Raw genomic sequence first — 13,375 nt, forward strand, 5'->3', positions numbered from 1 at the left:
TCCGGCCGCCGGCCGGATCCGAACGAGGAGGCGTTCGACCAGGCCGCGAAGCGCGCCCACGACCACCCGATGTTCCGGCCGCTGCTCGCCGGCGGGTACCCGTGCGCCCGGCTGCGCCGCAGCGACGGCGAGGGGCCGGCGGACGGGCGGGGCTGGGCGCGGGTGGCCGCCGACGGCGAGATCACGGTCGACCTGCGGCGGCGCGCGGACGCCGACGAGTGGTGGTGGGTGGTGGCCCACTGCCTGCTGCATCTCGGCTTCGGTCACCTGGAACCGGACCGCGCCGGCCACACCGACCAGGCGGCGGAGGTCGCGGCCTGCCTGGCGGTGAGCCGCTTCCAGCTCGACGCCAAGCTGGGCCGGCCGCCCCGCCTGCTGCCCACCCCGCTGCCCGGCGGGGCGGAGGAGCGGCTGGCCGCCGACTGGCGGCACCGCGGGATCCCGCCGGAGTACCTGGACTGCGGCGTCGGCGGTCACGGCGGCGACGTGGTGCTCCCGGCCCGGCCCGCCGGGTCGGCCACCCCGCAGCTGCCCGGCACCAGGTGGCAGACCTGGCCGGAGCGCTTCGCCGTGGGCCTGGCGGCGGCCGCCGCCGCGGCGGTGGAGGCGGCGGGAGCGCCCAGGCCGGGACCGGGCGGCGTGACCCGGGACAACGCCTGGGAGCGGGCCCGGCGCTGGTTCGTCTCGTCGTACCCGCTGCTCGGCGCGCTGGCCGCGGGGTTCCGGATCGTCGCCGACGTGGAACTGGCGCGCTCGTGGGACATCGCGGTCGCCGCCGTGGACGCGGACGCCGGGGAGATCTACGTCAACCCGCTGCGGGTGCTGCCGGAGGCGCAGTGCCGTTTCGTGCTGGCGCACGAGATGCTGCACGCGGCGCTGCGGCACGGCGAGCGGGTGGCACACCGCGACCCGTACCTGTGGAACGTCGCCACCGACTACGTCGTCAACGGCTGGCTCGTGGAGATGGCGGTCGGCGAGATGCCCGAGGGCCTGCTGCACGACCCGCAGCTGCGCGGCCTGTCGAGCGAGGCGGTGTACGACCGGCTCGCCACCGACCTGCGCCGCCACCGCAGGCTCGCCACCCTGCGCGGCGCGGGGCGGGGGGACATCCTGGGCCACGGGACGCCGGGGCCGGGCGAGGCCCGCCGCGGGATCGACCTGGACGAGTACTACCGGCGGGCGCTGACCGGCGGACTCGCCTACCACGAGTCGTCCGGGCGGGGACTGCTCCCGGCCGGGCTGGTCGCCGAGATCCGCGTGCTCGACGAACCGCCGCCGCCGTGGGACGTGCAACTGGCCCGCTGGTTCGACGAGCGGTTCCCGGCGCGGGAGCGGCTGCGCTCGTACGCCCGGCCGTCGCGCCGCCAGGCCGCCACCCCCGGCATCCCGCGTCCCGGCTGGCACCGGCCCGAGGTGGAGGAGCGCCGGCCGACCTTCGGTGTGCTGTTGGACACGTCGGGGTCGATGGGCACCCGGCTGATGGGGCGGGCGCTCGGGGCCGTCGCCGCGTACGCCCTCGCCCGGGACGTGCCCGCCGCCCGCGTGGTGTGCTGCGACGCGGTGGCGTACGACGCCGGCTACCTGCCGGTGGAGGAGATCGCCGGGCGGGTCCGGGTGCGGGGCGGCGGCGGCACCGTGCTCCAGCCGGGCGTACGCCTGCTGGAGAACGCCGACGACTTCCCGGCGGACGGTCCGATCCTGGTGATCACCGACGGCGAGTGCGACGTGCTGCGGATCCGCCGGGACCACGCCTTCCTGGTGTCGCGTGGCGCCCGGTTGCCCTTCACCCCGCGCGGCCCGGTGTTCCGGATGACCTGATGACCCGGTTTCGGCGGTGATCGGCAGGGGTACCTGCGGCCACTGATGAAACTGACCAGGCACTCGACGACCCTGCGCCGCGCGGCCAAGAGCCTCTTCGGCTGGACCGCCCTCCGGCCCAACCAGCTGGCCGCCATGCGGGCGGTCATGAAGCGCCGCGACGCCCTGGTGGTGCTGCCCACCGGCGCCGGCAAGTCGGCGATCTACCAGATCCCGGCCAGCCTGATCCCCGGTCCCACGGTGGTCATCTCCCCGCTGCTCGCCCTCCAGCAGGATCAGATCGCCGCGCTCAACGAGCGGCAGCGTCCCGAGCTGCGGGCGGTCCGGATCAGCTCCGACGAGAGCGCGGCCCAGCAGGCCGAGGCGATCGAGGAGATCCGGGCGGGCCGCGCCGAGTTCCTGTTCATCACCCCGGAGGCGCTGAGCAACCCCGAGCGGCTGGCCGAGGTCCGCGCGCTGAAGCCGGCGCTGGTCGCGATCGACGAGGCGCACTGCATCTCCGCCTGGGGGCACGACTTCCGCCCGGACTACCTGGCGCTCGGCCACCTGATCGAGGGCATCGGCCGGCCGCCGGTGGTGGCGCTGACCGCCACCGCCTCCCCGCCGGTCCGCGACGACATCGTGGCCCGGCTGCGGCTGCGCGACCCCGAGGTGGTGGTGTCCGGGCTGGACCGGCCCAACCTCTTCCTGGAGGTGGCGCACTGCCCCACCGACGACTACCGCTGGCGGCGGCTGCTCGCGCTGCTCCGCGACGACGAGCGGCCCGGCATCATCTACGTGCCGACCCGGCGGGCGGCCGAGGAACTGGCCCAGCGGCTCACCGACGCCGGCTTCCCGGCGCAGTACTACCACGGCGGGATGCCGACCGGCGCCCGCAACGAGCTGCACGAGGCGTTCCTGGCCGACCAGGTGCCGATCATGGTGGCGACCTCGGCGTTCGGCATGGGCATCGACAAGCCGAACATCGCCTGGGTGGTGCACATGGCGCTGCCCGACTCGCCGGACAGCTACTTCCAGGAGATCGGCCGGGCCGGCCGGGACGGGGCGCCCGCCCGGGTGCTGCTGCTCTGGCGCGCCGAGGACGTCGGCCTCCAGCGCTACTTCAGCGGGGGCCTGCCCGACGAGAACGAGCTGGCGGAGCTGGCCGCCCTGCTGCGCAAGCAGGCCCGCACCAAGAAGGAGCTGCGCGAGGTGACCGGCCTGGGGCCGCGCAAGCTCGGCCAGTACCTCCCCCTGCTGGAGCAGGTGGGCGCCGCGGAACCCCGGGCCCGGCAGCGGATCGCCGCTCCCCGGTACGCCCCGGCGGCCGCCGAGTCGGGCCGGGCCGCGCTTGCCGAGGCGGAGCGGCAGCAGACCGTGACCCGGTCGCGGACCGACATGATGCGGGCCTTCGCGGAGACCACCGGCTGCCGGGGGCAGGCCCTGCTGGCGTACTTCGGCGAGCAGATGAGCGAGGTCTGCGGGCACTGCGACAACTGCCACGCCGGCACCAGCGTCCCCGCGGACGGCGCGGTGGGGCCGTTTCCCGTGCACAGCCAGGTGCGCCACCCGGAGTGGGGCGCCGGCCTGGTGCTCAGCTACGAGGAGGACCGGATGACGGTGCTCTTCGACGAGGTGGGCTACAAGACGCTGTCCGTCCGCGTGGTGTCCGAACAGGGCCTGCTGGAGCTGGACTAGCCTGACCCGGGCGCCGCGGTGGCGGCGCCCGTCGACAACGACGACCACGGCGAAAGGGGCTTGATCGTGATCGAGCAGCCGGCGTACACCGGGTTCGGTTTCTCCGACGAGGAGTGGGGGCTGCTGGTCGGTCTGCCGCAGTCGGTCCTCGCGGCGGCCGCCGCGGCCGAGTCCGACGGCACCCGGCGCACCATGGCCGAGAACGCCGCCGGGCTGGAGACGATCGCCGCGGGCCGCGAGTCGGCCAGCCCGCTGGTGGCCGCCGTCGCCGGCGAGATCGTCTCCCGGGTGGGCGACCCGGAGGCCGGTGAGGAACTGCCGGTCATCACCCCCGACGACCCCCAGGCGATGATCGAGGACGTGCTCGGCCGGGCCGGGCAGGCGTCCGTGCTGCTCTCCGCCAAGCTCGACGAGGGGCAGGCGGGCGCCTACCGGCACTGGCTCGTGGAGATCGCCGAGCAGGTGGTGGGGGCCGCGTCCACGGGCGGCATCCTGGGCCTCGGCGGCGACGTGGTGAGCGACTCGGAGCGGCGCTTCCGCGACCGGCTCGCGCACGTGCTCAACGACTGATCGGACTCTTAACAGAAGATTCGACGTCCGTCAATGACGGAAATGTCACGCCCCACGAGCGCCAACTCCCGGCCTCGTGGGGCGTCCTGCTTCATGAAGGGGAACGAACCACGGGGGTCGCGCATGGACACGGAACTGAACCGGCAGGTCTTCGACACGGCACAGGTGCCGGCCGCCGACCGCTTCGGCCTGTGGCTCGAGATGCTCGCCCACACGCCGGGGCTCATGCGGGTACGCACCGAGCACGCCGACAACTTCGTGGCCCGGGCGGAGTTCCTCGACCTCGGTCCGCTACAGCTCATCCGCCACCGCTACCCCTCGCTGGACGGGACCCGGAGCCGCAAGCTGATCCAGCGCTCCGACGCCGACTACTACGTGCTCGCGCTGACCCTCACCGGCAACAGCATGGCCGACCAGGACGGGCAGCGCGGCATCTGCCGCCCCGGCGACTTCACCTTCTACGACTGCGCCCGCCCCCAGGAGCTCAGCCACCACGGCGACGACGACGGGCGCCGGCCCGCCAGCTCGCTCGTGGCCTTCATCCCGTACGACGCGCTGCCCCTGGCCCACCGCCGGCTCACCCCGCTGTTCGCGGGCCGGATGTCCGGCACCGAGGGGGTCGGCGCGCTGCTGGCGGACTACCTCATCCGGCTCACCGGCCATCCCGAGCAGTACCACGCGGCGGACGCGGAGCGGCTGGCCGGCGTCGGCCTCGACCTGATCTCCACCATGCTCGGCCGGCACCTGGTCTCCGCGGACGCCGTGCCCACCGAGGTGCGGCGGCGGGCACTGCTCGCCCAGATCCGCTCGCACATCCACCAGCACCTCGGTGACGGCACGCTGAGCCCGCAGTCGATCGCCGACGCCCACCACATCTCGGTCCGGTCGCTGCACCGGCTCTTCGAGGCCGAGGAGACCACGGTGGCGGCGTGCATCCGGGACGAGCGCCTGGAGCGGTGCCGCCGGGACCTCGCCGACCCGGCGCTGGCCGACCGGCCGATCCAGCTCGTCGCCGGCCGGTGGGGCTTCCGGGACAAGGCCCACTTCAGCCGGGCGTTCCGAGCCGCGTACACGGAGACCCCGCAGGCGTACCGGGCCCGCCACCTGGAAGCGGCACGGATCGTCAACACGGCGGCGTCCGCAGTCAACTCCGGCCGGACATACTGAGTGCGGGCCGGCAGCCGGGCGACCGGCGCGGCCCACTGGTATCGGGGGGCCGTGGCGAGGCGCCCGCGGCGGTTCCGCCGCGGGCGGCCGCCCGGTGGCGGCACCCCGGACGGCATCGGCCGTCGACGGCCACACCGGTTTCCGGCCCCGTCGTGCTTCCCCCCAGGACCGACGGCGGGGCCGGTCAGCCCGCCTCCTCCTCCAGCAGCACCAGGACGGCCTTCTCCGCGGCCTCACGCGGCATGGCCGGCTGCACCGGCGCCAGCACCCCGTCGTGGTAGAGGTCGACGACCCGCGGATCCACGTAGGAGGTCCGGGCCACCGTGGGGGTGTTGCCGAGCAGCTCGGCGACCGACCGCATGACCGCCGCCACGGCCCGCTTGCGGGCCGTGGCCGAACGCTGCGGGCCGACCGTGGCCAGCTCGGTGGCGGCCAGCACGGTGGCGTGCCAGGTGCGGAAGTCCTTGGCGGTCATCTCCCCGCCGCTGGCCTCGCGCAGGTAGTCGTTGACCTCGTCGCTGCGCACGTCCCGCCAGCTCCGACCGTCCCAGTAGCCGAACAGGCGCTCCTCGGCCCGCCGCCGGCGGCGCAGGTTGGTCAGCACCCGGCACAGCTCCGGGTCCTCGATCCGGCGGACCTGCTCGATGCCGCCCTTCGCCGGGAACTCGAAGACCACGCAGCCGCCGCGCGAGCGGGCGTGCTCGGGGCGCAGGGTGGAAACGCCGAAGGTGGCGTCCTCGCCGGTGGCGTACTGGTCACTGCCGACCCGGAACGTGCCCATGTCGAGCAGCCGGGCGACGGTGGCCAGGATCCGCTCCCGCCGCAGGCCACGCAGCGCCAGGTCGTGCCCGACCCGGTCGCGCAGCACGGGCAGCCGGTGGGCCACCTCCAGCACGTGGTCGAACTTGGCCTCGTCCCGCTTCTCCCGCCACTTCGGGTGGTAGAGGTACTGCTTGCGCCCCGCCGCGTCGATCCCGGTGGCCTGGATGTGCCCGTTCGCGTGCGGCGAGATCCACACGTCCTGCCACGCCGGAGGAATCACCAGGTCGCCCAGCCGGGCCAGCTCGTCGGGGTCGCGCACCGGATCGCCCTTCGCGTCGACGAAGAGCCAGCCCTTGCCGCGCCGCCGGCGTCCGTACCCCGGCCTGCCCGGATCACTACGCCGCAATCGCACCGGAGACCCGCACCGCCCGTTCCGCCTCGTCCACGGCCGCCACCACCTCGTCGACCTCGATGGCCGCCAACGTCGGGTGGGTTCCTACCCCACCCGTACCCGCCCAATCCCGGTCGATCCCGTCACGCGGCGTGACCCCGAGCACCCGGTGCCGGGGCCGGTCCGGCGGCGGGCCCCAGTGCGCCGGCGGCACCGGACCGAAGAGCACCACCGAGGCGGTGCCGTAGCCGGTGGCCAGGTGCGCCACGCCGGTGTCCCCGCTGACCACCAGCCGGGCGTCGGCCACCAGCGCGGCCAGCTCGGCCAGGCCGGTCCGGCCGGCGAGCACGGCGTCCGGGGGCAGCCCCGCGTCCCGGGCCACCCGGACGGCCAGGTCCCGCTCGTCGGTCGAACCGGTGAGCACCACCCGGTGACCCCGGGCGGTGAGGATCCGCGCCAGCGCGGCGAAGCGGCCGGCCGGCCAGCGCTTCGCGGGGATCTTGCTGCCGGGGTGCAGCAGGGTCGCCCCGGCCGGGACGGCGGCGGCCGGCGGGCGGCGCAGCGCCAGGTCACCGGGGTCGGCCGGGAGCCCGTACCAGTGCAGCAGCCGGCACCAGCGGCGTACCTCGTGCTCGTCGTCGTCCCAGAGCGGGCCGGCGAGGTGCCCGGCCTCGGCGTTGCGGTGGGCGAACAGCCGGCCCGGCCGGGCCGCCGCGAGCATCCGGTGCGACCGGGGACCCCGCCCGTGCAGGTTGACCGCCACCTCCGGCGGCGGGCCGGGCCACGCCGGCCGGTCGACCAGCCCGGCGGTCGGCAGCACCCGGTCGACCACCCCGGTCAGCTCGGCCAGCGGCGCCAGCCAGGCCGGCGCGGCCAGCACCAGCTCCCGGCCCGGGAGGCCGGCCCGCAGGCCGCGCAGCGCCGGGACCGCGGTGGCCAGGTCGCCGACCCCGAGCGCCCGCAGCACGAGGATCACGGGTACGACGACTCCTGCTGCGCGCAGACCACCATCTCGCGTACGGCGCAGCCGGCCGGCTGGGACAGGGCGAACATCACCGCGGCGGCGGTGTCGGCCGGCTCGTTGAGCGCCGCGTCCGGGCCGGGGCGGTACTGCGCGTCCCGCTCGTCGAAGAAGGCGGTGCGCATGCCGCCCGGGATGAGCAGCGTGACCCCGACCGCGCCGGCCAGCTCGGCGGCGAGCGCCCGGGTGAAGCCGACCACCCCGAACTTCGCCGCGCAGTACGCGGTCGCGTCGCCGACCGCCTTCACCCCGAGCGTGGAGGCGACGGTGACGATGTTGCCCCGGGACGCCTCCAGGTAGGGCAGCCCGGCCCGGATCACGGCGGCGGTGGCGAGCAGGTCCACCGTGACGATGCGTTCCCAGGTCTCCGCCGGCACGTCGATGAGCTTCCCCGGCACGTCCATGCCGGCCGCCGTGACCACGGCGTCCAGCCCGCCGGAGCGTTCCGCGAGGTCCCGGGTGGCCGCCTCGGCGGCCCGGGTGTCGGCCAGGTCGCACTCGACCCAGGGCACCCCGTCGGCGGGCCGTTGCCGGTCCAGCACCAGGGGGCGGCCGCCGGCCCGGGCCACCGCGGCGACCACCGCCGCGCCGAGCCCGCTCGACCCGCCGGTGACCAGAACGGTGGGGCCGGCCCCGGGTGGACTGCTCATCGTGCTCCCTCCGTGGACTGGACGACCGCCGGCTCCGCCGCGGCGGGCCAGCCCGCCAGGCCGCGCCCGGCCCGGGCCGCCGCGATCATGTCGGTGGTGGACCGGCCGTCCAGGTACGGCACGACCACCGTGTGCCCGCCCCAGCGGGCGAGGATCTCCGCCTCGGGGAGCGTCTCCGCGCCGCCGCCGCTGGCGTAGTCACCGCCCTTGACCCAGATGTCCGGGCGCAGCCAGGACAGCGCCGCGCGCGGTGTGGGCTCGTCGAAGATCAGCACGGCGTCGACGCAGCCCAGCGCGGCGAGCAGGCGGCCCCGGTCACCCTGCGGCACGACCGGTCGCTCCGGCCCCTTCAGCCCGGCCACGCTGGCGTCGGAGTTGAGGCAGACCACGAGGCAGTCGCCGAGCTGCCGGGCCGCCTGGAGGGTCGCCACGTGCCCGGCGTGCAGCAGATCGAAGCAGCCGCCGGTGGCCACCACCGTGCCGCCGGCCGCGCGTACCCGGGACACCACCTCGCCGGCCGCGGCGGCGCCGATCCGGTCCCCGCCGCCGACGACCACGGCCGGGGCCGCGGCCCGTACCGGAGCGGGCAGCGCGGCGGCCACTCCCCCGCCGGCCACGTACGCGGACGCCTCGGCCACCGCCTCCTGCACCGCCTCGGAGACCAGCGCGCCCCCGGCCAGGGCCAGGGTGGCCGCCGCGGCGAACCGGTCCCCCGCGCCGCAGGTGTCCCCCTCGGCGGCCGGGGCCGGCACCACCAGCGGGGTGGAGCCGGCGTGGCAGAGCAGCGCGCCGTCCCCGCCCAGGGTCACCGCCACCGCGCCGGCCTGCCAGCGCCGGCGCAGCGCCTGTGCGCCCCGGGACGCGGTGACCAGCCGGGACGCCCCCGGCGGCGCCTTGGCCAGCTCGCGTGCCTCGGACTCGTTCGGGGTCGCCAGGCTCACCCCGGGCACCGCGGCCGGACCGCGCGGGTGCGGGTCCCAGACCACCGGCGCCCGGGTCGCGGCGAGCGCGGCACGCAGGGCGGGATGCCTGGCGACGCCCCGGCCGTAGTCGCTGACGAGCACGGCCGAGGCGGTGGCGAGCAGGCGCAGCACGGCCTCGCTCGGCTCGCCCGGATCGCCCGCCGGTCCGCCCCGGTCGTGGCGCAGCAGCACCCGGCCGCGGGCGTGCAGCCGGATCTTCTCCGGGGTGGCCCCGGCCAGCGGCAGCGCGTACAACTGCACGCCGGCGGCGGCGAGCAGGGTGCCCAGCCGAGCGCCGCCGGCGTCGTCGGCCACCGCGGTGACCAGCGCGACCTCGGCGCCCTGCGCGGCGGCGAAGACGGCGGCGAGGCCGGCGCCGCCGGGGCGGTCGACGTGCGTGGTCTCCTCGAGCACCGGCACCGGGGAGTCCGGACAGAGCCGGTTCACCACCCCCTCGACGTCCCGGTCCAGCAGCGTGTCACCGAGCACCACCACGGGTCCCGTCATGCTCGACCTCCTCATCGGGCCTGCACCTTCCCGTCCGGGCCGTCGCCGAGCACCACCTCGACGCCGGCGCGCACCGTGTCGGCCGGCGCCGTGTCCGCGGCGCGGGCGGCGAGCGCCGCCGGCAGCGCCCGGTCGACGTACTCGCACAGCACGTGGGTGGCGACCAGGTGCAGCTCCTGCACGACCTGGCTGTCCGGCGAGTCGATGGCGAGGGTCTCGTGGCACGACCCGGCGAGTGGGTTGGGGGCGGGGCCGGTGAAGGCCCAGCAGCGCAGGCCGGTGTCGTGTGCGGCGCGGGCGGCGGTGAGGAGGTTGGTGCTGGTGCCGCTGGTGGACAGGAGCAGGAGGATGTCGTCGGGTCGGCCGTGGGCGCGGACCTGGCGGGCGAAGATCTCGTCGTAGCCGTAGTCGTTGCCGATGGCGGTGAGGGCGGATGTTTCGGCGTGCAGGGCGATGGCGGACAGGGGTTCGCGGTCGTCGCGGAGTTTGCCGACGAGTTCGGCGGTGAGGTGCTGGGCCTCGGCGGCGCTGCCGCCGTTGCCGGCCACCAGCAGCCGCCCGCCGGTGGCCAGCCGGTGCGCCAGCTCCCCGCCCCAGCGGGCCAGCAGCTGCTCGGCGTCGCGCAGCGGCAGCAGCGCGGCGGCCAGCCGGGTCAGGTGGTCCTCCAGGACCGTCCCCCCGGCGGCCGGCGTGGCCGCCATCAGGCGACCACCCGGGTGGGCCGACGCACGGCGGCCACCTCGGCGTACAGCGCGGCGAGCCGATCGGCCGTGGTGGACCAGGAGTAGCGGGTCCGGGCCCGTTCCAGGGCCGCGGTGGCGTAGGCGAACCGGCGGATCCGGTCGCCGAGCAGGCCGCGGATCGCCGCGCCGAGGGCCGCCGGGTCGCGGGCGGGCACCAGGTCACCGGTACGGCCGGGCACCACCGTGTCGATCAGCCCGCCGACGGCGGTGCCGATCACCGGTACGCCGCACGCCATCGCCTCCAGCGGGGTGAGCCCGAACGGCTCGTACCAGGGGGCGGCGACCAGCACGTCCGCCGACCGGTACCAGCGCCCCATCTCCTCCCGGGGCACCGCCCCGATCAGCTTCACCCGACCGGCGATCCCCCGGGACGCGGCGAGCGCGCGCAGCCGCAGCGCGTACGGGTCGGTCTCCAGCAGCCCGGCCGGCGGGCCGCCGACCACCACGCACTCGGCGTCCGGCACCAGCGCGGTGGCCCGGATGACGTCCTGGAAGCCCTTGCGCTCGACCAGCCGCCCGACGGTGAGGATCCGGGGCCGGGCGCCGTCGGAGTCGGCGACCGGGCCGAGCGGCGCGAAGGTGGACAGGTTCACCCCGGACGGCACCACAGTCATCCGGGACCGGGGCACCCCCATCCGGACCAGCTCGGCGACCTCGTCCTGGCACTGGGCGACCACCCGGTCGACGGAGCGGCCCAGCCGGCGCTCGTGCGCGACCCGGCCCGGTGGGCTGGTGTCCTGCGCGCCCTGGTGCCGCCGCTTGACCGTGCCGAGCGCGTGGTACGTCTGCACCACCGGCACCCCGGTGCGCCGCGCGGCGGCCAGCCCGGCCAGCCCGCTCATCCAGAAGTGCGCGTGCACCACCTCGGGCTGCCAGTCGCCGGTGCGCCACCGCTCGGCCAGCCACTCCCCGAAGGCCGGCATGTACGGCAGCAGGTCGTCCTTCGCCACCGGCTCGGCCGGCCCGGCGGGCACGTGCACCACCTCGTACCCGTCGGGGGCGCGGACCGTCACCGGCAGGTCCACCGCGTCGAGCCGCGTGTACACGCGGACGTCGTGGCCGGCGGCCGCGAGCGCGGCGGAGAGCTCCGCGACATGCGTGTTCTGGCCGCCGGCGTCCTCCCCGCCGAGGACGGCGAGCGGGCTGGCGTGCTCCGAGATCATCGCGATGCGCATACTTCCTCCTCCAGCAGCCGGTCCCAGTCGGCGAGGAAACGCTCCAGGCCGTAGCGGTCGCGGGCGGCGGTCCGGGCCGCGGCGCTCGCCCGGCGGGCCGCCGCCGGGTCGTCCAGCAGGCCCCGGGCCGCGTCGACCAGCACGTCGACCCGGGTGGACAGGGCGCCGGCGGACGGCGGGACCGCCTCGACGGCCTCGGTGGTGGCCAGCGCGACCACCGGCATGCCCATGGTCATGGCCTCGACGAGGCTCAACCCGAGCGAGGTCCACCGGCACAGGTGCAGGTAGGCCCGCCGCTTCGCCAGCTCGGCGTGCATGGCGTGCTGGGGCACGTCGTCGTGGCTGGTCAGCCGGTCCGGGGGCAGGCCCAGGTGCTCGGCGAGCCCGGCCACCTTCATGCCGTAGACGTCGAGCGGGGCGAGGTCGGCGAAGCGGGCCAGCAGGTCGGTGCCGGTGACCCGCCAGCGGCGGACCGGCTCGTTGATGACCACGGCGAGGCGGTCCAGCTCGCCGGTCCACTCGACCGCCGGGGCGACCACCCCGTGCTCGACCACGGCGGTGCGGGTGCCCCCGTTGTCCCAGAACAGCTCGTTGAAGTGGGTCACGTGGGTGAGCAGCAGGTCGTCCCGGTCGGCCATCGGGTGCCGGCTGTTCGGCACGTCGCCCTTCGGGGTGTTGTGCTCGACGTAGATCGCCGGCACGTCCCGGCCGACCCGCCGGCCGAGCCACTCGCAGGCCAGGTCGAACTCCTCGGGCCGCTGGAGCAGCACGACGTCCACGTCGGCGCGGCGCAGCTCCGCCGGGGCCACCTCGACGGCGCTGTCCGGCCACGGGTAGGTCCGCGCCCGGCCCAGCCCGTACGCGCCCCGGTCCGGGGTGACCGGCACCAGGTAGCGGTGTTTGCCGTGCACGAACGACGTGGTCCAGGAGCCGTGCACGTGCCAGACCAGGATGTTCATCCGACCACCCCGCCGGGGACGGTGACCAGCGGCTCCGGCGCGTCGGCGGGCACCCCGAGCAGCCGCAGCGCCTCCAGCACCCGGCCCGGCTCGACGGCCGAGAGGCAGGGGTGGCCGGGGACCGGACAGCGTGTGGCCCGGGTGTCCCGGCAGGCCGCCCCGGCGTCGCCGAGCCGCACGGTGGGCACCCGGTAGGGACCCCACTGTCCGAACGGGACGGTCGGGGCGAAGAGGCTGACCACCGGCACGTCGAGCGCCGCCGCCAGGTGCGCCGGCCCGGTGTTGCCGACCACCAGCGCGCCGGCCCGGGCGATCACCGCGGCCAGTTCGCCGAGGCCGGTGCGCCCGCCCAGGTCGAGACCGCCCGCGGCGGCGACCTGGGCGGTCAGCTCCCGCTCGTCCGGCCCGCCGGTGACGACCACCCGGTAGCCGGCGGCGCTGAGCACCCGGACGATCCGGGTGGCCAGCTCGAAGGGGCAGGCCCGGGTCTCCACGGAGGAGCCCGGGTGCAGCACCACGTAGCCCGGCTCGCCGGCGGCCGGCGCGGGCGGCAGCCGGTCGGCGCGCAGCCGCAGCCCCGGCTCGTCGCCGGCGGGCAGCGCGAAGCCGGCCGCCGCGGCCAGCGACAGGGCCCGCTCCGGCTCGGGCACCCCGACGGGCACCCGGTGTCGCACGTCCAGCAGGGCGCCCGGGTAGTCGTCGCTGATCGCGCTGATCCGCGGCACCCCGGCCATGCGGAGCAGCAGCGCCAGCGGCAACGCCGACTGGTGGAAGGAGGTGAAGACGACCGCCTCCTCCGCGCGGACCGCGGCGAGCCGGTCGACCAGGGCGCGCATCCCGGCCGGGTCGACCGGCGGGGCCGGAGCGTCGATCCAGGACAGCGGCCACTCGATGATCTCGTCGACGCCGGGCAGCAGCTCCGCCGCGGCCCGGCCGCGTGGCCCGCAGAGCAGCACCACCCGTTCCGCCCCGG

General features: G+C 76.3%; 12 protein-coding genes. 4 read left to right on the plus strand and 8 right to left on the minus strand.

Features of this window, described 5'->3' with window-relative positions:
• Positions 1–69: 69 nt before the first annotated feature.
• The 4 genes from ABZ452_RS22840 to ABZ452_RS22855 all read left to right on the plus strand — a co-directional run bounded on the left by ABZ452_RS22840 (position 70) and on the right by ABZ452_RS22855 (position 5,232).
• The gene (locus ABZ452_RS22840; protein WP_357946327.1) at positions 70–1,818 is read left to right on the plus strand and encodes a hypothetical protein; all 1,749 of its coding nucleotides are present in this window, start codon (positions 70–72) and stop codon (positions 1,816–1,818) included.
• A 45-nt stretch (positions 1,819–1,863) separates the two neighbouring features.
• Positions 1,864–3,495, plus strand: a complete 1,632-nt coding sequence (locus ABZ452_RS22845; RefSeq protein ID WP_357946273.1) for a RecQ family ATP-dependent DNA helicase — start codon at positions 1,864–1,866, stop codon at positions 3,493–3,495.
• A gap of 66 nt (positions 3,496–3,561) precedes the next feature.
• Entirely contained in the window at positions 3,562–4,065 is a 504-nt protein-coding gene (locus tag ABZ452_RS22850; RefSeq protein WP_357946276.1) for a hypothetical protein, read from the plus strand.
• Positions 4,066–4,188: 123 nt separating this feature from the next.
• Complete coding sequence (locus tag ABZ452_RS22855) at positions 4,189–5,232, plus strand: helix-turn-helix domain-containing protein (protein ID WP_357946279.1); 1,044 nt, start codon at positions 4,189–4,191, stop codon at positions 5,230–5,232.
• A gap of 184 nt (positions 5,233–5,416) precedes the next feature.
• Here ABZ452_RS22855 and ABZ452_RS22860 read toward each other — a convergent pair whose 3' ends face one another.
• The 8 genes from ABZ452_RS22860 to ABZ452_RS22895 form a co-directional block, all read right to left on the minus strand.
• Positions 5,417–6,406, minus strand: a complete 990-nt coding sequence (locus tag ABZ452_RS22860) for a DNA topoisomerase IB (protein ID WP_357946282.1) — start codon at positions 6,404–6,406, stop codon at positions 5,417–5,419.
• Positions 6,390–7,361, minus strand: a complete 972-nt coding sequence (locus ABZ452_RS22865; protein ID WP_357946285.1) for a glycosyltransferase family 9 protein — start codon at positions 7,359–7,361, stop codon at positions 6,390–6,392. Before ABZ452_RS22865 ends, ABZ452_RS22860 begins: the two co-directional genes overlap by 17 nt.
• Positions 7,358–8,056, minus strand: a complete 699-nt coding sequence (locus ABZ452_RS22870; protein ID WP_357946287.1) for an SDR family oxidoreductase — start codon at positions 8,054–8,056, stop codon at positions 7,358–7,360. The genes ABZ452_RS22865 and ABZ452_RS22870 overlap by 4 nt, the downstream gene beginning before the upstream one ends.
• Positions 8,053–9,525, minus strand: a complete 1,473-nt coding sequence (locus ABZ452_RS22875) for a PfkB family carbohydrate kinase (RefSeq protein WP_357946289.1) — start codon at positions 9,523–9,525, stop codon at positions 8,053–8,055. Before ABZ452_RS22875 ends, ABZ452_RS22870 begins: the two co-directional genes overlap by 4 nt.
• Positions 9,526–9,536: 11 nt before the next feature.
• Positions 9,537–10,226: an SIS domain-containing protein gene (locus ABZ452_RS22880; RefSeq protein ID WP_357946292.1), complete on the minus strand. Its 690-nt coding sequence runs from the start codon at positions 10,224–10,226 to the stop codon at positions 9,537–9,539.
• Positions 10,226–11,443 (minus strand): glycosyltransferase, encoded by a 1,218-nt coding sequence (locus tag ABZ452_RS22885; protein WP_357946295.1) that lies wholly within the window; start codon positions 11,441–11,443, stop codon positions 10,226–10,228. Before ABZ452_RS22885 ends, ABZ452_RS22880 begins: the two co-directional genes overlap by 1 nt.
• Positions 11,428–12,402 (minus strand): glycosyltransferase, encoded by a 975-nt coding sequence (locus ABZ452_RS22890; RefSeq protein WP_357946298.1) that lies wholly within the window; start codon positions 12,400–12,402, stop codon positions 11,428–11,430. Before ABZ452_RS22890 ends, ABZ452_RS22885 begins: the two co-directional genes overlap by 16 nt.
• A partial coding sequence (locus ABZ452_RS22895; RefSeq protein ID WP_357946300.1) for a glycosyltransferase family 9 protein occupies positions 12,399–13,375 on the minus strand: 977 nt, incomplete at its 5' end. The genes ABZ452_RS22895 and ABZ452_RS22890, both read right to left, overlap by 4 nt.

Origin of the sequence: Micromonospora sp. NPDC005707, from assembly GCF_040631005.1 — a bacterium.
Lineage (GTDB): Bacteria > Actinomycetota > Actinomycetes > Mycobacteriales > Micromonosporaceae > Micromonospora.